Here is a 25701-nt window from a genome sequence, read left to right on the forward strand (position 1 = left end):
ATGCTTTGTAAATCGTTTTACGTACTAATTCTAGTTTAACATAACATGTTTTGAAATCGATTGCAAGCAACTGTTATTAAAAATAGCGCACCGCCAACTGGCCGCACGCTACCTAACTACTGGGCCAGCTGCCGCTGCAGGTAGTGGTCTAGTTTCTCAAACGGGTACACACCCGTCACTTTCTCTTTGCCGACACCGTCCCGGAAAACGACTAGTGATGGAATACTATACACCTTATATTGCTGTGGGATCTCTGTCTGCTGGTCAATATTGTACTTGACGAACTTAATCCGATCCCCATACTTTTCTTCTAATTTAGCCATCGTCGGTACCATCATCTTACATGGTCCGCACCACGGTGCCCAGAAGTCAACAACCGTGAGTGGTCCAGCGATGGCCTGCTGGAAGTTATCATTATTGGCGATCGTTGCCACTATTAGCATCCTCCTTTGTCGCTGCCGACTTTTTCTTCTTCCGAATAACGTGAATAATCATGGTCACGGCAAAGACACCTAAGATAAAGATTCCAAACCAGTTCGACGGGATTTCAATATCGATGGCGGGAATGGTCAAGAAGAGCTTGACGGCAATTACCGCAATCAGAACGTAGGCCATCGGTTCTAGTTCAGGCACCTTGCGCATCAGCTGCATAATGATCTCGGCAATTCCCCGCATACACAGGATCCCGATCATCCCCCCGATTAGCACAATCACCGGGTTATTGGAGATGGCGAGTGATGCCAATACCGAGTCAACCGAGAAGATGATATCCATAAATTCGATTTGTAAGACGACAAACCAAAAAAGCCGCCGCCCCGTCAACTGGGTCTTTCTTTTATGACTCTTCCGCATCGGCTGCTTACCAACGAACTTGAAACGAAAGAACCGGTAAACCAGGTACAGCAGGTAGGCCGCACCGATTACCTTAATTTCCCAGAAGTGGATTAAAAACGTCCCGATCCCGATAATCAGGAAGCGGAAAATATAAGCACCCCACAAGCCGTAAAATAGCGATTCTTCCTGCTCCTTTAACGACGGTAGTACCCGTGTTTGAGCGGCTAACACAATCGCGTTGTCGACTGACAAGAGACATTCAATCATGACCAGCGAAAAAATAATCAACCAATCCTGGCCGGACGTAATGACGTTTTGCCAATTCTCTAAGCTGAAAAACGGCCCGTAAAGCTTAACTAAAAGTGACAATCAGTGCCCTTCCTTCATTTTAGTTTTCCTAAACTTTTCCTAAGTGGTATTTTAGCAAATTTTCTTGAAAATAGTTAGCAATTGGCGCCTGAATAATTTGGGTTTCCCCGGAGAATGGCACTACCAGTCGCAACCAGGCCCCGTGGAGAAGCAGGGGCGGTTCATCATGATGCGGATTGTACAGGGGATCACCAATAATGGGGTGACCAGCATGAGCCAAGTGAACCCGTAACTGGTGGGTTCGCCCGGTATGCAGACTGAGTTTCATCAACGAAGCCTGCTCGTTGCCTGCCAAGGTTTGGTAATCCGTCCAGGCCATCTGCGCCTGCACCCCACCTACCTGCCGTTTACGCTTATCATTGCTGTCGCGGCCAATAGACCACCGCCAGCTGCCATCAGCCGGTGTCACCTGCCCATCTGCCAGCGCCAAGTAGGTCCGGTGAATTTGGTTTGCACTAATCAGCCGGTCGAGGATGGGAACAACCACCGGGTTTTTGGCGATAATCAACGCGCCACTCGTCTGCTGGTCAATCCGGTGGACCATGAATGCTTGGCTCCCTGTTCCAGCTAAGTAACCCGCCGCGTCATTCATCACCGTTCCGGTTTCGCCACGATAATTGGGGTGACACTTCTGCCCTGCTGGTTTATTAACGACCAGCAGGTCACGGTTTTCGAATAACACTGTCAGGTGCGGTTTGTTGGCCGGCACGTACGATGACTCCCCCGTCCGAAACTCATCACCACAGAAACGAAGAGTCACCTGGTCACCAGGCCCTACCACCGTGTTGACCGGTACGTAGTGGCCATTCACGAGGACATTGCGCCGCGTTCGCAAATAGTGCACGAAACGTCGCGGCAGCAACCACTGTTGTTCCAGCAGTTCCCGCAACGGTCGCGGTTGTTGGTCCACTGCTAACTGGTTGACGATTTGCCAGTGTTTCATCCTCATCCCCTCTTCCTGACGGTCATTATACCTTATTTCATTACGTTAACGGTCGTGAAGTCACTTTACTTTTCGTAAATTAAATAGTTCAATAGGTAGTGAGAATTAAGAAAGGATGGGGCCGCCATGCTCAGTGCCGAAAAAATCAACCACCGCAGCCAGTGGATTAGCGTCTTCGAGCCGCTGCCCAACGAACAGGAAGACCTCGTTAATAAGTACGAGGTCACGACGGAATTGCTGGGTTACGCCATTGACCCCTATGAAAAGGCGCGGGTGGAAGTCGACCCCAACGCCGGGATCATTTTACTGATCTTTGACGTTTATGTCCCGACACACACCGTTTCGTCAGCACAAACCGCGCAGGTTGGGTTCATGTTAACCGCCAACAACATCATTACCTTTACGAACGCGCAGACCAATTTCGTCAACGGAATGATGGTCGAACAGCTCCAGGCGCTTAAAGAACGGGGGCCAATTAACGACCGGATTGACCTGGTCTTGCCGGTCCTCTACCGTCTGTCGACCGCCTACTTTGGGCCGATTCGCCGGGCCGACCAGCAACGCCAGCAGATCCAGGAAAACCTGGAGAGTCATACCGAACGCAAGGCCATTACCGAGTTCATGGAGATTGAAACCGGACTGGTCTACATCCTGACCTCCCTCAAGGGGAACGTTTCGCTTCTCCAGGAAATGAAACGGCGGCTAAAGAACCTTTCCCAAAAGCAGCAAAACGACCTCGACGACGTGATTGTCGAAGCCCAGCAGGGGCTGGAGATGGCCCAGATGACGTCCGACGTGTCCGAGCGGGTGTCTAACGCCTACAGTAAGGTCCTCGATAGCAACCTAAACCAGACGATGAAGCTCCTGACGATCATTTCAGTGGTCTTGACCATTCCGACGATTGTCTCCGGGTTCTATGGTGAAAACGTCAAGTTGCCGCTGGCTAACTTTGCTTATTCCTGGCAAATCACCCTGTTGATCATGCTGATCCTCAGCCTGATTACCCTCATCTTGATTACTAACCACCATTTCTGGAAATAACTATTTTTATCGGGGACGCGTTCTGAAACGTTGCCCGCGTTTTCTTATTGGTATAAAATTGTTGACAACAGCAATGAGCAAAGACAGATTGAAAGAAGCGATTATTGATGACAAAGAAGAAACTATCTTCCTGTACTGCAATTCTGGTTGGTAAGGGCGCAACGATGGACGGCTCGACGATCATTGCCCGTGACGAAGACGGCTATGATGGCGTCAACCCGAAGACCTTCACCGTTGTTCCAGCTAAGCACTACGATGAACACTTCGTTTCCAAGTACAACGGCTTTGAAATGGACCTGAAGGGTGACGGTTGCCGCTACACTGCCACCCCGAACGGTGATCCCAGCGAAGGTATCTGGGGTGAACAGGGGATTAACGAATACAACGTCGCCATGAGTTCGACCGAAACTGAAGGGACGAATGCCCGCTGTCTCGGCCACGACCCGCTGGTCAAGAACGGGCTGAACGAAGACGCCATGCTGTCCGTCGTCCTGCCATTTATCAAGAGTGCCCGCGAAGGGGTGGCTCGCCTCGGGAAGTTAATTGAAAAGTACGGGACCGGCGAATGCAACGGGATCGCCTTCTCCGACCATGACGAAATCTGGTACCTGGAAACGGGTGCTGGTCACCACTGGGCCGCACAACGGATTCCGGACAATTCTTATGCCATCTGCCCAAACATCATGTGCATTGAAGAGATTGACTTCAACGACCCGGACAACTTCATGTTCGACCCGAACCTGCAAAGCTTCGTGGAAAAGTATCACCTAAACCCAACACCAGAAAGCTTTAACTACCGCAACATCTTCGGGACCCAGAGCGAAGCCGATGCCTACTACAACACCCCCCGGACATGGTATGGTCAGAAGCTGTTCAACCCCAGCATTGAACAAGACCCGACCAGCCAGGATATGCCATGGCTCCGTCAGCCAGAAAAGAAGATTGCGGTCGAAGACGTGGAAAAGTTCCTGTCCTCCCACTACAACGGGACCGAATACGACCCGTTCAACACCTTCGCTTCTGGCGATGAAAAGCAGCAAAAGAAGTTCCGCTCAATTGCCCTCGACCGGAACCAGTCGTCATGCATTCTCCAGCTGCGTAATGACGTCCCAGCTGAATTCTCAGCTATTCAGTGGGTCAACTTCGGTTTCTACGCTTACAGCCCGTATGTCCCGTTCTACACTAACATCACCGACACCCCGGCTAACTACAAGGTTGCTAGCCAGGAAGTAACTGCCGACTCCGCTTACTGGATGCACAAGTTACTCGAAGTCGTTGTTGAACCACGTTACCACCAGTTCATTAACGAGGTAAACGCCTTCCGTGATGGTTGCCAAAGCTACGGTCTCTCGCGGATTGATGCCATCGATGCCAAGGCCAAGGATCTGTCTGGCGACGAACTGACCGCTTACCTGACGAAGGAAAGCATCGCCACGGGGAACGAAATTAGCCACCGCACCCGCCTGCTGCTCAGTTCGCTGATCCGTCAGACCTTACTGAGTTCCAAGTACCAGTACGAAATGGGCGACAACCTATAAAAAGGATTCCTAACGTAATTAACTCCTGCCACCGTGAAGTGGCAGGAGTTTTTACGAAATTCCATTTTTGACACCCGACAAATATAGTTGATTGGTCGTGTCCAAAAAACGACATTTGGTGAAAAATTAACTTTACCGCCCAAGTCAAAATTAGAAAATATTATGGGGTCAGATAATGCCTGCCAAGGAGCCAGTTGAGGTCGTCAATCACCTGGGACCGCGCGGGCATTGTTTGATTAGAACATAGCATTGGCAAAGCAGATTAAATCGTTACTAGAAGCCATCCTGGTTCACCTGTTTGGGACCAGCGATGACTTTTTCTTTCTCTACGCAAAACTCCTGTTGACAGATTACTACTTGAGTAACCCATCAACAGGAGTTTTTGTCTCGCTATTTTTTAGTTAAACAACTTAGTTATTAGGGTTCCCTTACCAACTGCATTATCACTCTTCAGCGGGTACGTTAGCGGCTCACCAGAAACGGTTCTTAGTTGCTTGCTCGTCAGACGAATACTGCCAATTCGTTGGCCTTTTTTGACTGGATCGCAAAGTTGTTGCCGTTTATTCACCAATCGATGCTCAAGACTTTGCGCAATGGTATATGACTTTAATCGTTTCTTTCCCCAGACAGTCAACTGCTTAGGACTGGTGGCAATTGTCTTGCGATTGCCACCAGCAATTTGAACATTACTCATGCTCGACGTCAAATCAACCGTTTGTAAACAATAATCATCTTTTAACATCCGGTAAAGCTTCTGGGTTTGGATGAACCGGCTATCATCGTTTTCACCATTGGCATGCAATACGACCGTGATAATTTGGTGACCCCTATATTTGCCAACACTCACAAAACAGGCGCCGGCTTTATCAGACGTCCCCGTTTTCAGTCCGCTAATGGTCACTCCCGGAACTGTGTATGAGCAACCCGGCAACATCTTATTCAGATTTTTCACTGACTTAGTATTGCCTTTACTGATAAAGAAGTTGGCCTTTTTCTGCGCCGTGACCTTTAACAAAGCTGGGTATGAATGAATTAAATACCTTGCCAGTAATGCCACATCTCTTGCCGTCATTTCATTTTCGGCGTCATCGCTAACGCTGTCTGAACAAAGGTTTTTCATCTCTCCGTTAGTTAAACCTGTGGGATTAATAATACTGGCATTAGTAAGGCCAATTTCCTTTGCCTTTTTATCCATACTCAAGACGAATGCATCGGGTGAACTACCGTCAGCCGTGGCTAGTGCAGCCGTTGCCCCATCCGCTGACTTAACCATCGCTGCGTTTAATAATTCGATCACCGAATAAGATTGCCCTTCTTGCAGGCCAATACTTGAATAGTTAGGGTCATTGGATATTTCACTAATATCTGACGTGACCTTCACCTTGGTATAGGCACTAATGGCGTTCTTTTTCAGCTCATCGTGAATAACTGCAACCGTCAGCAATTTACTAATGGAAGCAATCGGCAATTTTTGGTTAGCGTCTTGTTCATAAATAATCTGCCCCGTCGAGGCATCCACCATAATCGCTGATTTAGCATTTATTGCCTCATCAGCATTGACAGGAGTCGTTACCCCCCCACAATAAGTAGCTGAAGAATAATAGCAATGATTACTTTTTTCAAAACAAAAATCACCCGAATCTAAGGAATTGACAGCAATGAATAAAGAATTAAAGGTAATGATCTACACTGCAATCGGCTTATTACTAATACTCGTCGTTTGCAACAATATTATTCATTCAAAAAAGCAATTATATATTAGTGAGGGAACCTATGCTAGCCAAACAATGGCACTTAACCGGCTCAGGTCTCCCAATATTCGTCGACCATCAGAAAGAGGAAAATACCCGTCGCTAAAGCACAAAAAAGGCATTAAAGTCATTGCCGTGCCACAAAACAACCTTCTTTATGTGCTCGACCATCGTCGTGTCCTGTATATCGCCCATGCGCTTATTAACTTTACTCCACGGGCATTAGCGGTTAATGATGCTCGCGGCGAGAAAAGTTTCCATATGAATAATGGTCAGGGAAGCTCCGCTGTTGCCTGGACGAGTATTGGCCAGGATGGATATCTTGAGTCCCCGTTAAAAGTGAATCAACACACCGTTAGGGGCAACTGGGTTAAAAAGAAATACCGGATCCTAAACACGATTGAATTATCGAAAAAGGATGCCGCTTGGTTGCAAAAGCTGCCTCAGGGCACTGGTATCGTTATCAAATAAGGAGTTCACAATAATGAAAGGTCAAATCACTCCGCATTTTGTTAAACATATTGTCGTTACCGATATCATTCTTTTACTTGCTTTATTAGGCTACAACCTACTCAGCTGGCTAATTCCCGTCAACCGAATCAGGCTAGGCGCTGGTATTTTAATGTTTGTCATCATTGATACTTGTCTAGTAATAATCAAACTAGTTAACAATTTCAATTTTGGTGCCAACCGGTAGGTTTGATGAGAACCACTGAGCATCCGGAACAGAAAGACGGATACAACCATGCGATCCCGTTGACTTGCCCAATTTTTTGGCTTCTTTCACGTTGTATGAGCCATCGCTCTTCGTCGGGACACTATGGAACAAATATTCGCCATGGTTTAACCAGGAAACGTAGTAGTTGGCCCCTTCACCTAACTGTTGGTTATAGAAGTTGTCGCCACGTTCCGCTTGCGAATAGAAGGTCCCCGTGGGGGTCATGCTCTTTACCTTACCCGTTGAATGGTCCTTCTTGTACATTCCACCCGTGCTATACATCGTATAAATCAGCTTGTCACCATCGTAAATGTAGGTACGGTTTCCTTTCAAACTAACCTTAATCCACAGGTGTTGGGCCTTAGCTAAGTCCGGATAAGGAATCGTTTCAGAAGACTTTCGCCAGTTAATGGGCTGGCGCATATGCTTATCAGCGCCCTCCCTGGAATTATTCTCAGTACTCTGATTATTAGCTCTTGCGACTTCAATTTGTCGGGTACCTTGATGGTGATGCAGGTCAGGCCATACTCCAGCAGCTGCTACTACCAGACAAATAGCAACATAGATCCCATTACGCATCGCTAATTTCACTTTGCTATCCCTCCCATTGAATTTTCCAACTGATCGGTAGCTATTATCGTCCTAATTATAAATTCTCTAGTCAGCATTTCAAGAAGAGAAGGTCTTCATATGAGAAACAATCTGAAACTTTCGTATTTAACCGCTATTTTCTTTTTCCTTGTTGCAGTCTTTTGCGCAAATTTTTCGTGAGGTCAAGTCAATGTTACAACGCTGCTGGAATTATATTATTAAACATAAATGGTCAAAGGATATTTTACGTGCCAACTTATTGTTTATTGTACTAACGTTTCTTTATAATCTTTTGCACTTCAGCCTTAAGCCGATTAGCCTTCATTTCTTCTTAAAAATATTTCTGCTGATGAACTTATGTCTGGCCATCAACACTTTCTTAGAAGCCTACTACGAATATCAACTTAAAAAGCAGCATTAGCTTACTTTATTTGAGAAGGTAGATGATTAAGGATGCATAAAAACTTTACCCACAAAATAATCATTGTCTGCTTTGTATTGATAATAGCGTTATTAGTATCAATGCATATTTACCAACGAACCCACTTTAATAAGAATGTCAGCATCAATAACATCCCCGTTGGCGGGCTAAATGTTGAACAAGCATACAAAAAAGTGAAACGAACTCGCCGCCAATCAAAAATCTATGTCAATAACCAATTAGTCTATCGCGGACCAATCACTAGCTCTGGATTCACTACCCAGGACAAGGGACGGATTACTAAGGCTTTGCATCAGCAGTACACCCTCTTTCCTTCTCACCAGCGCGAAAACTTACTAGTCGAACCAGCTAGCCTGGATAAGTCATCAATCGCCAATATTATTACTGCCGTTGACAACCACATCCAACAGCTGAATGATCACAGGAAGGCGTCCCATGATGCATACGCTGTTTATCGGAATGGTAAGGTCACGATTGTGCCAGCAGTTTACGGTACCAAATTTAGCTATCAGGGAATTAACAAAACGATTAACGAGCAATTCGTCAATGGCACGATCCGGATCAAACCTGTGATCGCCAAACCCCTAGACAAAAACAGCAAGGAGGTACGTAATGAGAAAAAGCAACTGGATAAGCTACTGAATAAGACCGTGACATACCACGTCCAAAACACCAATTACCATTTTAAGACTGATGCTGTTATCACTCAGGCGACATACCACAAGAATCACTTTGTGTTCAACACTGCACGAGTTAAACCAAAAATTAAGAAGATTAACTCTCGCCAAGCCACTCTGGGAAAAAGTTTTCAATTTAAAACTGCATCCGGAAAAACTATCAGAACCGCTAGGCACGGTAGTTATGGCTGGAAAATTAGCGCTAAGCAGGCAGGCCAAACATTAGCTAACGCCATCGTGAAGAAGCAAAAAAAGGTGGACGCTATTAATGACACATACGGGAAAGGCTACAGTCACCTCGGAACTGGGTATAACGTGACTAGCAACGACGGGATTGGCAAAAGCTATGTCGAAGTATCGATAACCAATCAGCATGCCTGGTTCTACCGCCATGGTAAGTGTGTCTTAAGTACAAATATCGTCAGTGGCTCGAATGATTCCCAAAACCGGACCCCCAAGGGTGTCTGGTACATTATGTACCAACAATCACCATCAGTCCTGCGGGGTAATAATGATGATGGGTCCAAATATAGTAGCCCCGTTAAGTACTGGTCGCCTTTTACTCTGTCGGGCTGTGGCTTTCATGATGCCAGCTGGCGACACGATTGGTCCCAAAAAGCCTACAAAGAAACAGGTGGTGGCTCACACGGTTGCATTAACATGAAGCCATCGAACGCCGGAGCTGGTTACCATGCTTTATTCAAGGGCGAACCAGTAGTTATTTATTAACCTCACGCGAAGGCACTTGACTTCTCTTCCCTCCCGTTTCCCGTTATGATAGGAATAACTAAGTAACTCGAACGGTAGGAGGTCTTTCTGATGAAAAAGTACGATTACATTATCCTCGGTACTGGTCCCGCCGGCTATAAACTGGCGCGTCTCTTAGCCAAAACTGGCAAATCACTCTTGGCGGTCGAAGGCGGCCTCTTTGGTGGCACCTGCCCCAACGTTGGCTGTGAACCGAAGATCTTCTTGTCCGGCGCTGTCCACGTGGCTCAGGCTAGCCGTCAATTAGTCGGCCGCGGCATTAGTCAGCCCGCCCAACTTGACTGGGACCAGTTAATGGCTACCAAAAAGGCGCGCTTTGACTCCTGGCCAGGCGAAACCAAGGCCATTTACGAAAAAATGTGTGACGTCGCGGTGGGTTACGGTCAGTTTGTTGCCCCCCACACGATTGAGGTCAACGGCCATCAATACCAGGGGAAGAAAATTATTATTGCCACGGGGCACCGGCCACACCGCTTGACTATTCCCGGTGCTGAACTGATGCACGACAGTACTGACGTTCTCTCCCTCGCTCACCGGCCACACCGCTTGACTATTCCCGGTGCTGAACTGATGCACGACAGTACTGACGTTCTCTCCCTCGCTCACCGGCCTAACCGCGTCGTCTTCATCGGTGGTGGCTACGTGGCGATTGAACTGGCCTCCTTCCTGGCAGCTGCTGGGACAAAAGTGGAGATGCTGATTCGTTCCGAACGTATCCTCCGTGGCTTTTATAGTAAGTATGCCGTGGCAATGGTCAAGGCACTAGAAAAACAGGGTGTCACTTTCCACTTCCACACTAGTGCCACGGAAGTCAAAGCAGTTGATAACACCTACCAGGTTACTACTAACCAGGACACCACCATCAACACGGATTACGTCGTTGATGCTAGTGGCCGGGTTCCCAACATTGAAAAGCTGAATTTGTCGGTTGCCGGCATTAATTATTCTCCTAAGGGCGTCGACGTTGATGACCACCTGCAAACTACTGATGCTGACGTTTACGCAATCGGCGACATTACTAGTCAACCGGTGCCTAAATTAACCACGGTGGCGGAGTTTGACGCCGACTACCTCTACCAATCCTTTGAGAATGGACAAACCGCGCCAATTCACTACCCAACAATTGGTACGGCAGCCTTTGCCTTCCCAGAGATTGCTCAAGTTGGGGTGAACCCAGACGTGGCCGCGGACGAATCCCACTACCGAACTGAGGAACGGTCCCTTGGCGGCAGCAGTCTCTATGCTGGTCTGAACGAAAAGGGCGCCCGGTTAACGCTCGTTTATAACGAAGATGACCAGCTCGTCGGTGCCAGCGAAATTGGGGCGACCGCAGCTGACGACATCAACAACCTCGTCCCGGTCATCGGCTTGCAAACCACCCGCGCCGCTTGGCAGCAAAATGTTATGCCGATTTACCCGGCAATCGCGGATAAAGTTGGCGGACTGTTGAAAAATTAAAAAAGCAAAAAAGCAGTTGCTCAGTTGAACTGGGCAACAGCTTTTTGATTCATTTTACCGGTGGAAGCGGTGATCGTGGTAATGGATCCGCGCCCCATGTGCGTCCCGCGCATCGCCACCGCCACGGTTGGTCGTAATCGTGTGGTAGTAGCCATCGTCACCGAGTGCCCGATGGCTAACCCGGACGTGGTCACCGCTATCAGGCCGGTGCCAATGATACTTCTTCTTCGGGTCTTCAAACTTCGGAAAGAACCAGTTGCCGACTCCCCGGCCAGCAACAATTCGCCCCACATAAAAAACGACCAGGCAAAAGGCGAAAAATTCAATCATTTCCCAAAGACCACTAAAGAAACCGACGACTGCACTAATAGTTCCCGCTACCACTTTCAGGACTAGGTCGGCCAGCGACCCGAGCAGCCAGAGGACTAACAGGGCGGCAGCTACCTCAACCACCACCGCAATAATCTTTTCAAGCTTTTTCTCCATTCACTGCTTCCTCCCTTACAGATGGGCAACGTTATTTCACCGGCCCTCTTTGACCACATCGTGATTAATCCGCCTTGACGACGTATTCGATCCGGTCAATCGCTGGATAATGCTTTTTAATTTGCGTCGTCAGCTGCACTTGCTGTCGCTGACTCAACTGTTTTTTCAACTCCACAATGACCGTTTCTTGCTGGTGGTCGTTGCTGACTGCGGTCACCGTGGAAATATCCTCTGATAAGGCCGCAATCTTCTTGTTGCGTTTTTCCTGCTTAGCTAACCGCCGCTTTTCCTTATCATCAGCCGCTTGCCGCTGCCGGTTAACAATGTTAGTCACTCGCGCATTCAACTGCGCTTCCGTTGCGGCATCCAACCGGGCCACCTGAATAACATTCAACGAATAACCGGTCAGGTGGTAATCTGCCAAACGCTTTTTAAGCCGTTTAACCCGCTGGGTAGTTTCACGCGATCCTGAAATAGTCAGGTTAATGACCTTGGAACTATTGTTAACTTCTTCCTTAATGATCGTATCGTTAGGGAATTCGGTCGCCACCAATTGATGAACATTATTTTCAGCCATTGACCGCTGAACCAATTGTTGCGTAGAAAAAACACTGGGTACAATCAGTACCAGCATGGCCGCCACAAACAAAACCACTTGATACACAGGCAGCCGCCAAAGATGGGGAAGGTCGGTATTCGACTGACTAAGCCATCTCATTACCTTAACCCCAGCAAAGGCGGTTAACATGATAAAAATGGCATTGATGGTAAAGAGGTAGAAAGCACCAAAAAAGAAATGAAGGTGGCTAGTCCCTAACCCATAACCGGCAGCACACAGCGGCGGCATCAGCGCCGTTGCAATAGCTACTCCGGGAACTATGTTGTTGGCTCCCCTCTTCGTAGCACCAATAATCCCGGCAATTCCCCCAAAAAAGGCAATTAGGACGTCCCAAATTGTTGGACTTGTCCGGGCAAGAATTTCCTGACTGGGGAAAGTCAATGGTGACAGGAAAAAATAGGTGGTTGAGGCTGCTAGGCTGATCGCTACTTCTGCTAAGAGAGAAAACGCTCCCGTCTTCATTAAGTCGGTTTGATACGTAGCAATTCCCGTCCCGATGGCCAGCAATGGCGACATCAATGGTGAGATTAACATTGCACCAATAATGGTGGCCGTAGAATTCATATTTAAACCGATACTAGCAATAAAAATCGCGCAGGTTAAAATAACCAGATTTTCAATATTTAACCGGCTATCTTTCTCTAAACTAGTTAAAAATTCACGGGTGATCATCAACAACCACTCTCCTTGCTCATCAGTTATTAATTTTTGTCACGAAACCGCGGTGACGTTTCTGGCGCCCATAGCAAGCAAACTACCCCACCAATCAGGAGGACAGCCAGGCAAACAACCATCGCTAGCCGGGCCCCACCAACGTTGGTTAGGACCGGCAACAAGAACGTCCCGCCGGCCGCGCCAAACCGGCTGATGGTAATGCAGGCACCGACCCCGGTGGCCCGGACCTTGATGTCAAAGAGCTCGGTCGGGTACGGGTAGTCCAACACTAAGCCCGCCGAGAGCATAATAGCAAAGGCCGCGAACAGGCTAATTTGAACTAGTGATGACAATTGCCAGCTGGTAACTAAGGGCGCCATTGCCAAAGCTGACAGGAAAAAGGTTCCCATCAGAAACGCCCGGCGACTAATCTTCCGGAATAACCAGATACCCAGCAGGACCCCGACAAAGACGCAGACGTTGTAGATAATCCCTGACAAGGAATCATTACCCAGGTGCATGCTGGTTAACAAGATTGGTAGGAAGATAGAAACACCAAAGAAGGAAAAGGCCTGGCAAGCGTAGAAGAGACCGCCAACAATTGTCCGCCGCCGGTAAGTGGGGCTAAAAAGTGTTTTAATCCCCACATCATCCGGTGCTTTACTCCGCAATTGCTTGAGCGACAGCCCCCAACGTTTGCCGAGGTGCTTTTGAATCACCTTTTGTGCTTTCTGGTTTTTTCCTTGACTGGCCAGCCAACTTGGCGAAGCCGGCAGCCCAAATAAGGAGCGATAGATTGCCGTAATGATACCCGGCACTGCACTGGTTGCCAGAATGATCTGCCAGGTGTGACTCCCCAGCCCGCTAATAACTGTCCCGGCAAGGTAAGAAGCGATAAAGCCGAGCGTCCAGTAGATAATTAACTGACTCTGCAGCTTACCACTTTGCTTAGCTGGCAGCCATTCGACCAGCCAGGCATTTCCCACGGTGTAGTCGATGGCAACCATCAACCCGATTAACAACCGCAAAATAAAAAGAAGAAACATGTTCGCGGTTACTAACTGTAGTAACGAGAAAATACTAAATAAGTACATGTTCATCATCAACATTCGCCGGCGGCCAAGCTGGTCAGCGAGTTTGCCCACCAGCGCACTACCTGCCAAGCCGAGCAGGCTCCCGGCGCCGACTAAGCCGACCCAAAAATCACTAATGGTTATTACTTGCTGGGCCTTGGCCATCCCCGTCCCAATTACCCCGAGGGCATAGCCACAGGCAATTTGGCCGAGGATTAACGTCAGGTAGATCTTAAGGTGAACTGCTGATAATGGTGCTTTTTTGTAGTCTTTTTTCGTATAATTCATTGGGTTTTGGCCTTAGTTAGCCAAAAAATTGATACCTCCTCAAAAAAGTTCAGTATAAAGAGGCTAACATAATTCTGGCCTAGAAAACAAATTGGCCAACCGGCAACACCACATTAATGCTAAACAAAAAGGGTGCTTTCTAGCACCCTTTCTAGCTTAATGATGAATTACTTCACTTCATTGGCAACCGCCTTGTTAACCGCGGCGCCTTCCTTGGCAACCAGGTTGGCCTTCCCGCTGATAATCTTGATGTCCATCTCAATTTCACGGGTCAGTCCCGGCGTTTGCAGCTTCGGTTCGAAGAAGTCCTTAAACTCGTTCAGCCGCGGAGCCGTATGGAAGACCCCGGCTGTGACGGTGATGTAAGTTGCAAATTCCATATCACCGCCAACCGTCTTATCGAGCCAATCCCAGTTGTCACGCAACCAGTCCCAAGCAAGCTGTTGACCATCATTGTTGGCCAGGACGCCACGGTACCATGCCCGTAAGTCCTGCGGCTTGATTGTCGATGCATCCTGGAAGTACTGGCGCACTAACTGTCCCAGCAGGTCCTTATCAGGCAAGCTAGTCAAGGCAAAGCAGATGTCTTCTTTCAGTCCACCATCAGCCGTCTCCCGGTACAGGTTAAGCAGCTGGTCAAACAACTCCTGGCTCGGGTGTTGTTGAACCTCGTTCTTCAAAATGTATGGCCGGGTGTCCGCTGGCAAGTCCGCCAGTTTATCCTGGTAACTGGCAAAGAGCTGGTGGGCCTGTGATTGGGCATCCGGGTTGCCAGCGTAAAGACTGGCACTGAGGATGTATGGCCGCACGAGCTGATCATCGTTGGGTTCACCAGCCACCGGTGTCCAGCCAAGACGTTCTTCCTGTTTATTGCTCAGCAAGGCAAAGAACCGCTTCAACTGCTTTTCTTCTGCCGATCCTGGGGTAACGAAGTTCTTCAGGTAGTTAGCAATCCGGTATAAGGCGTTGGCAACCACGGCTGACTTGCTGTCCTTGAAGCGGGCAATCAGTACCACCAGAGCGGCGTATGAGCGCAGTCCACCTTCAGCTAATAACCGTCCATCCTGGAGCAATGCCAGTTCATCAATTGGTGTCAACTGGTCGCGGTGGTCCAGCAGGTCGTTTTCTAACTGGTCATCGTAATCCACGATAAAGTGCGAGTTGTTACCCACGTTCAGCTGCAGTGGCTTGCCATTGTCCTGACGCAGCTGCTGGTAATCGCCAATAACCAGGTCACGGTCAGTCATAAGTTGCGGCGCTTGGTCATAGTTGCAGTTCAGCGGGATCTGCCACAGGCGTCCCTGGTCGTGGTGCTCACCGATGAAGAATTGTTGCTGGTGAAGGACTACTTGTCCCTGGTCGTTGACCTTGACGCTCACCACTGGGTACCCCGGTTGTTCCAGCCAGGAATGCATGATCTTGCCAATATCAAGACCAGATGCGTCTCCCAGTGCCTTCCAGAGGTCGTCACCAGAGGCGTTGCCATACTGGTGGTCGGCAAAGTACTGCTTTAATCCCTTCCGCAAGTTGTCATCACCAAGCAGGGAGCGGACCATTACCAGCATCCGTGACCCCTTGGCGTAGACAATGGCAGCATCGAACAAGGAGTCGATTTCCGCCGGGTCGTTGACGGCCTGGTGCACCGCTTGAACACCATCAGTGGCGTCACGCTGAAGGGCCATTGGCGATTCGGTCGTCTGGAAGAGTTCCCAGATGTGCCAGTCAGGCTGCAGGGCGTCGACAGAGACGTATTCCATCATGTTGGCAAAACTTTCGTTTAACCACAAATCGTCCCACCACTTCATCGTGACCAGGTCGCCGAACCACTGGTGAGCCAGTTCGTGGGTAATGACAGTAGCTACTACCTGCTTGTTTTCGAGGGTGGTGTTGTCTGGATCCACCATCAGGTAAACTTCGCGGTAGGTTACCAGTCCCCAGTTTTCCATTGCACCGGCTGAAAAGTCTGGCAGAGCCAGCTGGTAGGAGTGTGGCAACGGGTACGGAGTCTGGTAGTAATCTTCGTAGAATTCAATGCAGCGCTTGGCAATGTCCAGGGCAAAGTCGAGTTCCTTGCTTTGGTGTGCCTTAGTGGCAAAGACGCCGACTTCAACACCGCTCTTCGTCTTGGTCAGCTTGGACTGCATTTCACCAAAGGCAAATGCTACCAGGTAAGACGACATCCGGACGGTCTGCTGGAAGTAGTGGTAACCGTCTTCGATGTGATCTTCCGGCATGTTGGCAATAATTGTTTCACCCTCGTGTTCGTCAAACTTGATTGCCAGGGTGAACTTGGCCTTGGCTGCCGGTTCGTCGACACACGGGAACGCCTGCCGGGCCGCCGTCGTTTCAAACTGGGTTCCGATCAGTTCCTTTTTCTCGCCGTTAACGGTGTAATACGACGGGTAAATTCCCATCATCGTGTCAGTCAGCTTGGCGTGGTAGTTAACCACCGCCGTCAACTGTCCTTGGTGGGCCTTAACAGTGAACAATTCCTGGTCATCATCAACCTGGAAGTCAGCTGGCTGACCATCAACCGTCACCTTGTCAATCGTCAAGAACTTCTGGTTGAGAGCAAACTGATCCACCAAACTCTTCCCCTGGACCGTGACCTGCCCGTCAATTGTCTTGGCTTGTCGGTTAATGTCGATCTTCACCAGGTAGTCTTCTGGAACAAATGTCTCTAATAAGCGCTTTGCCATTGAACTGTCATCTCCATATGTATTTAAGGTTCATTATACGCGTTTTTGAATGGTTACTAACAACAAAAAGGCTGCCAATGCTGGCAGTCAGTGAAAGCGCCCCACCAAAAAGTTGACAAGGGCATTGGAATCCTGTAATGTTCGGCCAAATTAAAAATTCCCTGCAAGGAGAACTGAAGATGCATAATCCACACCATGCAACGACGAAAATAGCCTTCCTCTCAGTGTCACTGGTTCTCACCAGCGCCTACGCAATTCAGGGGGCATTACCACAACTCAAGGCCGCCTTAAACCTCAGCCAGCAGCAAGCCGAATACCTGGTGACGACCCCGTCCATTGCCGTCATGGTGATGGTCGTTTTATCGCCGTTATTGCAGAACTGGTTTCATTGTTCAGATAAGCAGATGATCATGGTCGGCGTCAGCCTGCTCGGTTTGGCCGGGGCAGTCCCGCTCTTCACTGCTAGCTACCCGCTGATCATCAGTTCTCGGCTAGTCCTGGGTGCCGGCATCGGCCTTTACAATTCACAGGCCATTTCCATTCTTACTCACTGGTACTGCGGTAGCGAGCAGGCAATGATGATTGGCTGGCACGCGGCCGCCGAACAAATTGGCCAGGCGTTGACGGTGTGGCTAGCCTCACTGCTCTTCTTCAGCTTTGGCTGGCACGCCCCGTTTGCTGTCTACTTGCTAGCGCTGGCCATCCTCTTTTTCTTTGCCTTCAAGGTGCCGGACGACCACCAGCATCAGGAGCCGCTGCGTCACCAGACTGCCGACCAGGAAGTCCTCGCTGCCCCGCAAAAAATCAGTCCCGCCGTCTTTTTGTTAGCATTCCTGGCCTTTCTTCTCGTTATCGATTATGTCGGGATGGAAAACCGTTTTGCTTCCCTTGCGGCAGCGTTTCAGGCCAGCCACCGTGTCCCGCTGTTCCTGGCGATGATGCTCGGCGGCGCAACAATTGGTGGCCTCTGCTACGGCTGGCTTTACGACCGGCTCGGCTTCGCGACCGTCTACCTCGGCTTGGGCTTAATGGCGCTCGCTAACTTTTTCTTTAGCCTGGCTAGTCACCACTTTTTCTTTGCGGTTGCCGGGCTCCTGCTGATCGGTTTTCCTTACCAGCTACTGTCACCGTTGGTCTTCAACCTCCTACCGACCCTCGCGCCAGCTAACCGGCAAACAACGGCGACTGCCATCTGCCTCGTTGGCTTTAACCTCGGCGCCTTCTTTTCACCAACCATTGGTGCCTGGGCAAACCAGCTCATAGGCCAACCGCTGAGTGGCTCCGGGCTTGCCTCACCGTTTGCCCTGTACGGTGGAGTCCTCGTCATCATTGCCGTGATTATTTACCTAGTTAGCCATCGCTATTCCTGGTAGTGGCTTAACCGCTCCTGCAGCGCCGCCAGTGACTGGTAAGATGGTGCTAAGAACCCTTCCAGTTGGGTGAAGATCGGCAAAACCTGCTGGTAGATATCGACTGCCGCAACTTGCGGCTGGTATTCTTCCACCGTCATGTCGTGGTTAGCCACCGTCGCCGCTTTATCAATGAGTCCGGTACTCTTCATTGCCATTGCTGCTACCCCCAGGGTTGCCGCTGCGAAATGCTGGGGAACTTTCACCTTGGTATTTAACACGTCGGCTAGCATCTGCCGCCACACGAGTGACCGCGAAAAGCCGCCCGTCGCCGTGACGCTCTTTGGCCGGCCAACCAGTTCGCACAGGACCTGGAAAACAGTTGCGATGTTCATCGTAATGCCCTCCATCACCGACCGGAGCATATCGGCCCTGGTATGGAGTGGCGTCAGGCCGGAGAAACTCCCCCGGGCGTTAGCATCCCACAGCGGTGCCCGCTCGCCACCGAGGAAGGGGTGGAAAATCAAGCCGTGGGCCCCAACTGGCGTTTCGGCGATGACACTGTTGGCAACGCCAAACTGGTCACCACCACTATTACGGACAGCATTGGTATCGACCATGTGGCGAACGGCCCAGTCAAAGACCGCACCACCGTTGTTTAAGGGGCCACCAACTACCCACTTGCCCTCGTCCAGGCAGTAGCAGAATAGCCGTTGCTCAGGGTCAATGACCGGGTGGTCGGTGATTACCCGCACCCCGGCAGAAGAGCCGATGGTAATGGCGACGGTATCTTCAGCCGTTGCGCCGACTCCTATGTTGGTCATTGCGCCGTCATAGGCCCCGAAGATAAAGGGGATGTTAGCGGGTAGGTGCAGCCGGCTTGCCATCGCTGGTAACAGGCCAACTTGCTGGGCGGTGGCGTTAACTACCTGTGGCAGCTGGTCCGCGCTGATTTTGGCCATCTTCAACGCCTCGCTGTCCCACTCCGACTTGGTAATGTTGAACATCCCCGTCGAACTGGCAATCGAAATGTCCACCTTAAAACAACCGAATAACTGGTTAAAGAGGAAGGACTTAACATCACCAATATGCGCGGCCTTCGTCATCAAAGCCGGGTGTTCTTCCTGAAGCCACATCAGCTTGATCAAGGGCGACATCGGGTGGACCGGGGTCCCCGTCCGCGAGTAAAGCGGCTGGGCCGTTAATGACTGCTGCACCCGTTTAGCCACCCGGGCGGCCCGGGTGTCGGCCCAGGTGATCACCCGACTTAGTGGTTGGTAACGCTTATCTAGCAAAATCACGCTCTGGTTAGAACTGGAAAAGCCAACCGCGGTTAAATCACTTTGGGAAACTCCCGCAGCGTCGACCGCCTGGTTAATAACATCTATCACCGCGTCGACTAGCTGTTGCGGTTCTTGTTCGGCCATTCCGTCGGCCTGCCGGTACAGGGGGTAGGTCTGGCTGGCCTCCTGGATTTTACGGGCATTTTGGTCATAAACGATGGCCCGCGTCGTGGTCGTTCCAACATCAACACCGAGATAATAACTCATTGACGATTTCCTTTCTGCGTAAATTTCGTTAATTATACCGAAATTGGCGCTAGTGTACGACCCTGATTAATCAGCCGGTAGTTCCGTCTGGTTGTAGGCCACAATCTCAACCTGATCACCGTCCATTGACAGCTTGGTCAAGCTACCATTTGCCGGTCGCTCAGTCACATCGTACTTGCCGTGACCAAACCGTTCCGCCAGGCTCAACAGGGTGTTGCCGTGGGTAACCCACAAAACGTTGTCGCCGTCATGCAAGTCAGCGTGCTTGATCAACGCCAGCCCCTTATTAACCCGCTGCCAATACATCTCGTTATTTTCTGCCTGATGGAAGGGGTCCGCGTCGTGGAGGTAATCCTTGGCAACCCCAATCGAGTGGGCCTTGACGATCTCTTTAAATGACGAGTAACCGTGTGGCAACCCGGCCATGTTCCATGCCAGATCCATGTTTGTCCCCTCGAAGACCCCGTAAAATTCTTCCCGGAAAAATGGCGAGTAAACGGCCTCCTTGACCGAATCCGCCTGGTTTAATTCGAGGATCTTGCTGATTGTTTCCTGCGCCCGTGTCGTATCGCTGCAAAAAGCCGCTGCAAAGTGAACCTTTTGTAGCATCTCACCAGCGTGGACCGCGTTTTCTTTTCCCTTGGCGGTCAGCGGTGAGTTACTCCACCCCTGCAGTTTGTTGTAAATATTGAAATAGGTTTGACCGTGTCGGACCAAATACAGATTTAATTTTGCCATTTGTTTTCCTCCTCCCCCTTATTTTACCGGTAAATGACAGTTTCAGCACAACTTCTTCATAAACTAACGTTAAGATTAAGCTAGTGTTTGAATAATAGAAAGGGGCTTTGCTAATGGCTCTCAGATCAGAAAACCAGAACGTTGTCGCAGCGAAGATTGTCGGCATGTCTAGTAAGTGGGTCACCGTTGTCACCGATCGTGGCCGCTACATCAGAATCCCCCTGACCAGAAATAACCAGCATGACCAATTGATGATTGCGTCCCTCAAAGATATTTGGCGCGAAGGCATCTGGATCCCGGTCAACACGAAGCTGAAGCACTTTTTCCGTTTTGACTGGCTGAAAACACCAGCCACCGCAATTGAATAATTACTACACGTTAATCTTTTTGACTGGCTCCACCCACTGGGTCTGGAGCCAGTTTTAATTCACGCGGACCAAAAATTTAATGTCCTGGGCGATTGTGCTAAAATGATATGAAATATTGCCAGGTTGCCGAGTCAACACGGCGACCACACTAACAAAACACTAGAATTTAGATAAACGAGGTTCATTGTCTCAATGAAAAGACTCAGTAAATTCGTAAACACGAGGATTGGGTTCTTCACTCTCCTGGTAGTCTTTTTTTGGCTAAAAACACTCTTAGCCTACTTTACCGACTTTAAACTAGGAGCGACGACCCTGTGGCAGTACATCATCTTATTGTTCAACCCGTTGGGAACGACGATGTTGCTGTTTGGGATTGCCTTTTACTTCAAGAAATCACGGTTCTTCTATCCGGTAATTTTGTTGATTGACGGGCTCAACACCCTCTTGTTATACCTCAACGTCATTTACTTCCGGGAATTCACCGACTTCATGACCATCGCCACGATGACCGGTTATTCCAAGGTTAACCAGGGGCTATCGGGGTCTTCATTAGCCCTGACTAACGTTCATGACCTCCTCTACTGGACGGATTTGGTCGTTATCCTGCTCCTGATGTTGTTTAAAAAAATCCGTATCGACCCGCGGGCAATTGGCTCCCGCTTGGCCTTCGCCTTCACCTCCGTGTCACTGGTCATCTGCGGGTTAAACCTGACGTTTGCTGAAATGAGTCGCCCGCAACTGTTAGACCGGACATTTGACCGGACTTACATCGTCAAGTACATGGGGATCGACTTCTTTACCGGCTACGACTTGGTCAAGTCCCAGCACATCCACAACATGCGGAAAAGCGCAACCCGGTCGCAACTCGACGCTGTCCACCGCTTTACGGAAAAGCACTATGCTGCACCAAACAAGAAAATGTACGGAATTGCCAAGGGCCGCAACGTCATCATCATTCACCTGGAAAGTTTCCAGCAGTTCATCATCGACAAAAAGGTCAACGGTCAAGAAGTGACGCCGTTCTTAAACTCGCTTTACCACAGCAACGAAACGTACGCCTTTGATAACTTCTTCCACCAGGTTGGCCAGGGGAAGACCTCTGATGCCGAAAATATGTTGGAAACTAGTACCTTTGGTCTGCCACAGGGATCGTTATTTGCGACGCTCGGCGCCGACAACACCTTTCAGGGTGCACCAGCAATCCTGAAACAGCGGGCTGGCTACACCAGCGCCGTTTTCCACGGCAACGTGGCCAGCTTCTGGAACCGGAACAACGTCTACAAGAACCTCGGCTACCAGTACTTCTTTGACGCCAGCTACTTTGACACTTCCGGCGACAAGGCGATGGGCTACGGCTTGAAGGATAAGCTGCTCTTTGATAACTCAATCAACTACCTGCAAAACCTCCAGCAGCCGTTCTACGTCAAGTACCTGACGGTGACGAATCACTTCCCGTTCGACCTCGATGACGAGGATAAGGACCCGAACTTCCAGACCACGGATACTGGTGATTCGACCGTCGATAACTACTTTGTCACCGCCCACTACCTCGACCAGTCACTGCAAGAATTCTTTAACTACTTAAAGAAGACCGGGGTTTACAACAACTCGATAATCATGATCTACGGGGACCACTACGGGATTTCCAACACGGAAAACAAGTACCTGGCACCGGTAATGGGCAAGTCATCGGACGACTGGACCGACTTTGACAACGCCCAGCTGCAGCGGGTGCCGATGATGTTTGTCATCCCCAATGCTGGCAACCATGGCTACATTTCCCACGTCTATGGTGGTGAAATCGACGTTTTGCCAACCCTCTTACACCTGCTAGGAATCAGCTCCAAACGCTATATCCAGTTTGGGACCGACCTCTTCTCCAAGCAGCACGACCAGGTAGTAGCCTTCCGCAACGAAGACTTCGTTACGCCGAAATACACAAGTATTAACGGGACGATTTACGATAACGCTACCGGCAAGGAAGCTAAGTTGACCAAGAAGCAGAAGAAGCGGGTCGCCGATGATGCTCACCTTGTCAACAAGGAGTTGCGCCTGTCTGACTCACTGAACCAGAAAAACCTGCTACGGTTCTACCACCCGAAAGGCTTCAAAGCCGTTGACCCGGCTGACTACAACTACGCCAACGGACTAAAACGGGAGAAACGAATCGAGCGGAAACTGGGTAAGAAGTCGACCAGCATCTTTAGCCGGAACAACAACCAGAGCACGGTCAATGATTATTCAACCGACGCTCCAGAAAAGAACCACAAATCAACGGATTCCAACCGGATTAAGATTACCAACCCGGACAATTCGAAAAACTAACGACAAGGGGCGCGCCGATGGCTGGCACGCCCTTTTGTGTAGTAGAATGGAAAAAAGAAAATGCTTGGGAGGCGCATTATGAACAACGACATTATGATTATCCCCACTGGTCAGATGACCCCACAACACCTCAAGCTTTACTTAAATGCCGACCCAGACGAAAAGCTTGTCAGACAGTACCTGCCGCGGTGTTCGCCATTCGAATTACGCGTTGATGACGAGCTAGTTGGTGTCATTCTCTTAACGCCCCAGGATAAACAAACGGTCGAGATTAAGAACCTCTCCATTGACCCGCAGTTCCAACACCACGGCTACGGGATGGCCCTCGTCAAGTTTGCCAAGCGGTATGCCCGCTTGCATGGTGCGACCTCCCTGGTCGTCGGAACGGGTTCCACGAGTGTTGAACCCCTCCTCCTCTACCAAAAGTGTGGTTTCCGCGTTGTTGACGTTGACCGCGACTTTTTCATCCGCAATTATCGATTGCCGTTGTACGAACACGGCATCCAACTAAAGGACATGATTAAACTCAGCTGTGACATTTAGTAGCAGAAAACGGGAGGCACGTTTACGTGTCTCCCGTTATGTTTTGCCATGATCAATCCCACTTGGTCGACCAGTAAGGGTCCTTGGCAGCAGCAAAGCACATGTTAATTTGTTCAAGGGTACTACGTCTAGTATTCAAGTTTAACCGGCTCACTTGGTCAAAAGAAAAATAATCATAACCCTGTGTCTCGATGTTCTGATGGAATTGCCCGGCGATTGCATGACAAAGAAAAAAGATTTTGCAAATCCCGAACGGGCTGAGCGGTGGCTGATTATGCAAATTATACTCTTGAAGCGCCACCACTTTATCCACCACCGTGTCCAAGCCGGTTTCTTCTTTGTTTTCTTTGAGACAGTTTTCCGCAACAGAGAGATTTACTTCAGCCCAACCACCTGGTAACGACCACTTCCCATCCTGCTCAACTAATAAAATCCGCTGATTTTTAACAATCGCTGCTCTGGTATCTATTTTCGGTGTTTGGTAGCCCTTCTCACAACAGAATAAATCTTTCACTTTTTGAAGAGAAACGCTACTTTTCTCTGCCATCATTTCGGCAGCAAGGTTTCGCAACTCCTCATAACGTTGTCGGTCATACTTATTTGAACAATATGCGAGCCCATTTTGGGCAATGCTTTGCAGTCGAATGGCCCACTCAATAACTGTATCCCGTGATGAATCCATTGCTTGCCTCCTAACTAGTTAATCTTCAACGAACTACTGTGAATCGCCATCGACTTCTCCGGGTAAAGACGCTTAGCCAACGCAGCGACGGCAATTGGCGCCTCGCCAAAGCCGGTGGCAATCAACGCCGTCCGCCCCGGATAGGTGACCGCATCCCCGATCGCGTACACGCCAGGCACGTTGGTCGCCATCTGCTGGTCAACCTTAATCTGGTGGTGGTCACTGGCTAACTGCAATGACCAATTACTCAGGGCATCGTTATTAGAAGTAAAGCCATAATTGACCACCAATTTATCCACCGTCAGTTGCCGTTCCTCATCGCTGCGCATCTTCTTTAGCGAGAGGGTCAGTGACTGGTCATCATTGACCTCCAGGTTGCGCGGTAAAAATGGCGTCATCATGTCAACGCCATCCATTGCCCGCAGCTGGTCGGCCACTAACTCGTGCCCACGGAACTGGTCGCGGCGGTGGATGAGGGTGACCTGTTCGGCGACCTCTGCCAGCATCTTGGCATTGTCGAGTGCCGAATTACCACCACCGAGCACGGCAACCCGCTGGCCTTTAAAATCAGCCTTATGACGGACAAAGTAATGAACTTGTTGATCCGTTAGATCCTCGGCCCCTGCTAACCGCAGCTGACGGGGATGAAACGCTCCGTTGCCAAGGGCAATGACCACGCTCTTGCTTTGCGAAGTGCGGTTGGCCGAGTGAATGGTAAAAGTTCCATCGGCGTTGGCAACGACGTCAGTGACCTTTTCACCGGTAAACTGGTCGACGTCCACAATTGCGAGCTGCTGCTTAAGCTGGTCAACCAGCTTTGCCGCCGTAATCCCCGGCAGTCCGGCAACATCCCAAATCTGCTTTTCCGGGTACAAGGCGGTTAATTGCCCGCCGAGCTGCGGCAGACTTTCCACCAGCTGGGCAGATAGCTGGTGCAGTCCGCAGTAAAAAGCAGCAAACATTCCCACTGGCCCCCCACCGATGATCGTCACGTCGTAATTCTTCTGCATCTCAGGTGTCCCTCTCTTCCATTAATTTTCAATAATGGTTAATTATATCATCGCGATTGGAACAATTCGTAGTAAAAAGGCCGCCAATGACCAAAATTAAATATTTTAAAAGGTTTTACGTAAAACAGTTGTGTTTGCGCTTTCAATTGGTTATCATGGATATTGTAACAACGACATTGCGAATTGG

24 protein-coding genes are annotated in these 25701 nt (G+C 49.6%); 11 read left to right on the top strand and 13 right to left on the bottom strand.

Annotated features, from left to right (window positions below; genetic code table 11):
• Positions 1 to 116 precede the first annotated feature (116 nt).
• Genes trxA through C1710_RS02710 form a run of 3 tightly spaced genes read right to left on the bottom strand, consistent with a single transcriptional unit; the run spans position 117 to position 2152 of the window.
• Positions 117 to 434, bottom strand: coding sequence for a thioredoxin (trxA, locus tag C1710_RS02700; RefSeq protein WP_408065689.1), 318 nt, complete (start codon positions 432 to 434; stop codon positions 117 to 119).
• On the bottom strand, positions 415 to 1203 hold the full coding sequence (locus C1710_RS02705) for a TerC family protein (RefSeq protein WP_102279757.1): 789 nt from the start codon (positions 1201 to 1203) through the stop codon (positions 415 to 417). The genes trxA and C1710_RS02705 overlap by 20 nt, the downstream gene beginning before the upstream one ends.
• A 28-nt stretch (positions 1204 to 1231) precedes the next feature.
• Positions 1232 to 2152, bottom strand: coding sequence for a pseudouridine synthase (locus tag C1710_RS02710; RefSeq protein WP_408065690.1), 921 nt, complete (start codon positions 2150 to 2152; stop codon positions 1232 to 1234).
• Positions 2153 to 2272: 120 nt separating this feature from the next.
• Between C1710_RS02710 and C1710_RS02715 the strand changes: the two genes are divergently transcribed.
• The 3 genes from C1710_RS02715 to C1710_RS08250 all read left to right on the top strand — a co-directional run bounded on the left by C1710_RS02715 (position 2273) and on the right by C1710_RS08250 (position 5130).
• Complete coding sequence (locus C1710_RS02715) at positions 2273 to 3187, top strand: magnesium transporter CorA family protein (RefSeq protein WP_102279761.1); 915 nt, start codon at positions 2273 to 2275, stop codon at positions 3185 to 3187.
• Between the two features lie 107 nt (positions 3188 to 3294).
• Positions 3295 to 4725, top strand: coding sequence for a C69 family dipeptidase (locus tag C1710_RS02720; protein ID WP_102279763.1), 1431 nt, complete (start codon positions 3295 to 3297; stop codon positions 4723 to 4725).
• Positions 4726 to 4974: 249 nt separating this feature from the next.
• The gene (locus C1710_RS08250) at positions 4975 to 5130 is read left to right on the top strand and encodes a hypothetical protein (RefSeq protein ID WP_180961283.1); all 156 of its coding nucleotides are present in this window, start codon (positions 4975 to 4977) and stop codon (positions 5128 to 5130) included.
• On the opposite strand, the gene C1710_RS02725 is transcribed toward C1710_RS08250, so the two are convergent.
• Positions 5123 to 6247 (bottom strand): D-alanyl-D-alanine carboxypeptidase family protein, encoded by a 1125-nt coding sequence (locus C1710_RS02725; RefSeq protein WP_408065691.1) that lies wholly within the window; start codon positions 6245 to 6247, stop codon positions 5123 to 5125. The genes C1710_RS08250 and C1710_RS02725 overlap by 8 nt on opposite strands.
• Before the next feature lie 136 nt (positions 6248 to 6383).
• On the opposite strand from C1710_RS02725, the gene C1710_RS02730 reads away from it, so the two are divergent.
• Both C1710_RS02730 and C1710_RS02735 read left to right on the top strand, forming a co-directional pair.
• Positions 6384 to 6947 carry a hypothetical protein gene (locus C1710_RS02730; protein ID WP_102279765.1) on the top strand — a complete coding sequence of 188 codons (564 nt, stop codon included), beginning with the start codon at positions 6384 to 6386 and terminating at the stop codon, positions 6945 to 6947.
• 13 nt (positions 6948 to 6960) lie between these two features.
• On the top strand, positions 6961 to 7173 hold the full coding sequence (locus C1710_RS02735) for a hypothetical protein (protein ID WP_102279767.1): 213 nt from the start codon (positions 6961 to 6963) through the stop codon (positions 7171 to 7173).
• On the opposite strand, the gene C1710_RS02740 is transcribed toward C1710_RS02735, so the two are convergent.
• The gene (locus C1710_RS02740) at positions 7138 to 7785 is read right to left on the bottom strand and encodes a L,D-transpeptidase family protein (protein WP_180961284.1); all 648 of its coding nucleotides are present in this window, start codon (positions 7783 to 7785) and stop codon (positions 7138 to 7140) included. The two genes, C1710_RS02735 and C1710_RS02740, sit on opposite strands and share 36 nt — an antisense overlap.
• A gap of 453 nt (positions 7786 to 8238) precedes the next feature.
• Between C1710_RS02740 and C1710_RS02750 the strand changes: the two genes are divergently transcribed.
• Entirely contained in the window at positions 8239 to 9633 is a 1395-nt protein-coding gene (locus C1710_RS02750; RefSeq protein WP_235857957.1) for a L,D-transpeptidase, read from the top strand.
• A 90-nt stretch (positions 9634 to 9723) separates the two neighbouring features.
• A complete protein-coding gene (locus C1710_RS02755; protein WP_102279771.1) occupies positions 9724 to 11130 on the top strand; it encodes a dihydrolipoyl dehydrogenase family protein in 1407 nt (468 codons plus the stop codon).
• A 54-nt stretch (positions 11131 to 11184) separates the two neighbouring features.
• Here the strand turns inward: C1710_RS02755 and C1710_RS02760 are convergent, their stop codons facing one another.
• The 4 genes from C1710_RS02760 to C1710_RS02775 all read right to left on the bottom strand — a co-directional run bounded on the left by C1710_RS02760 (position 11185) and on the right by C1710_RS02775 (position 16949).
• Positions 11185 to 11616 (bottom strand): hypothetical protein, encoded by a 432-nt coding sequence (locus C1710_RS02760; protein ID WP_102279773.1) that lies wholly within the window; start codon positions 11614 to 11616, stop codon positions 11185 to 11187.
• Positions 11617 to 11680: 64 nt separating this feature from the next.
• Positions 11681 to 12907: a TIGR00341 family protein gene (locus C1710_RS02765; protein ID WP_102279776.1), complete on the bottom strand. Its 1227-nt coding sequence runs from the start codon at positions 12905 to 12907 to the stop codon at positions 11681 to 11683.
• Positions 12908 to 12936: 29 nt separating this feature from the next.
• The gene (locus C1710_RS02770) at positions 12937 to 14250 is read right to left on the bottom strand and encodes an MFS transporter (protein WP_102279779.1); all 1314 of its coding nucleotides are present in this window, start codon (positions 14248 to 14250) and stop codon (positions 12937 to 12939) included.
• Positions 14251 to 14417: 167 nt separating this feature from the next.
• The gene (locus C1710_RS02775) at positions 14418 to 16949 is read right to left on the bottom strand and encodes a M1 family metallopeptidase (protein WP_102279782.1); all 2532 of its coding nucleotides are present in this window, start codon (positions 16947 to 16949) and stop codon (positions 14418 to 14420) included.
• 179 nt (positions 16950 to 17128) lie between these two features.
• Here C1710_RS02775 and C1710_RS02780 point away from each other — a divergent pair, with 179 nt between their 5' ends.
• Entirely contained in the window at positions 17129 to 18322 is a 1194-nt protein-coding gene (locus C1710_RS02780) for an MFS transporter (protein WP_102279785.1), read from the top strand.
• Here the strand turns inward: C1710_RS02780 and C1710_RS02785 are convergent.
• On the bottom strand, positions 18310 to 19848 hold the full coding sequence (locus tag C1710_RS02785) for a gluconokinase (protein ID WP_102279787.1): 1539 nt from the start codon (positions 19846 to 19848) through the stop codon (positions 18310 to 18312). The genes C1710_RS02780 and C1710_RS02785 overlap by 13 nt on opposite strands.
• A gap of 66 nt (positions 19849 to 19914) precedes the next feature.
• Positions 19915 to 20586 carry a histidine phosphatase family protein gene (locus C1710_RS02790; protein WP_102279789.1) on the bottom strand — a complete coding sequence of 224 codons (672 nt, stop codon included), beginning with the start codon at positions 20584 to 20586 and terminating at the stop codon, positions 19915 to 19917.
• A gap of 113 nt (positions 20587 to 20699) precedes the next feature.
• On the opposite strand from C1710_RS02790, the gene C1710_RS02795 reads away from it, so the two are divergent.
• From C1710_RS02795 to C1710_RS02805, 3 genes are all read left to right on the top strand, one after another.
• Entirely contained in the window at positions 20700 to 20954 is a 255-nt protein-coding gene (locus C1710_RS02795; RefSeq protein ID WP_102279791.1) for a hypothetical protein, read from the top strand.
• Positions 20955 to 21146: 192 nt separating this feature from the next.
• On the top strand, positions 21147 to 23279 hold the full coding sequence (locus C1710_RS02800; RefSeq protein ID WP_102279793.1) for an LTA synthase family protein: 2133 nt from the start codon (positions 21147 to 21149) through the stop codon (positions 23277 to 23279).
• 78 nt (positions 23280 to 23357) lie between these two features.
• Positions 23358 to 23822, top strand: coding sequence for a GNAT family N-acetyltransferase (locus tag C1710_RS02805; protein WP_180961285.1), 465 nt, complete (start codon positions 23358 to 23360; stop codon positions 23820 to 23822).
• Between the two features lie 52 nt (positions 23823 to 23874).
• Here C1710_RS02805 and C1710_RS02810 read toward each other — a convergent pair whose 3' ends face one another.
• Together C1710_RS02810 and C1710_RS02815 are read right to left on the bottom strand one after the other, a co-directional pair.
• The gene (locus C1710_RS02810) at positions 23875 to 24504 is read right to left on the bottom strand and encodes an NUDIX hydrolase (RefSeq protein ID WP_102279799.1); all 630 of its coding nucleotides are present in this window, start codon (positions 24502 to 24504) and stop codon (positions 23875 to 23877) included.
• A gap of 14 nt (positions 24505 to 24518) precedes the next feature.
• Positions 24519 to 25514, bottom strand: a complete 996-nt coding sequence (locus tag C1710_RS02815; RefSeq protein ID WP_102279802.1) for an NAD(P)/FAD-dependent oxidoreductase — start codon at positions 25512 to 25514, stop codon at positions 24519 to 24521.
• Positions 25515 to 25701: the final 187 nt, after the last annotated feature.

This window comes from [Lactobacillus] timonensis, assembly GCF_900240275.1.
GTDB lineage: Bacteria > Bacillota > Bacilli > Lactobacillales > Lactobacillaceae > Limosilactobacillus > Limosilactobacillus timonensis.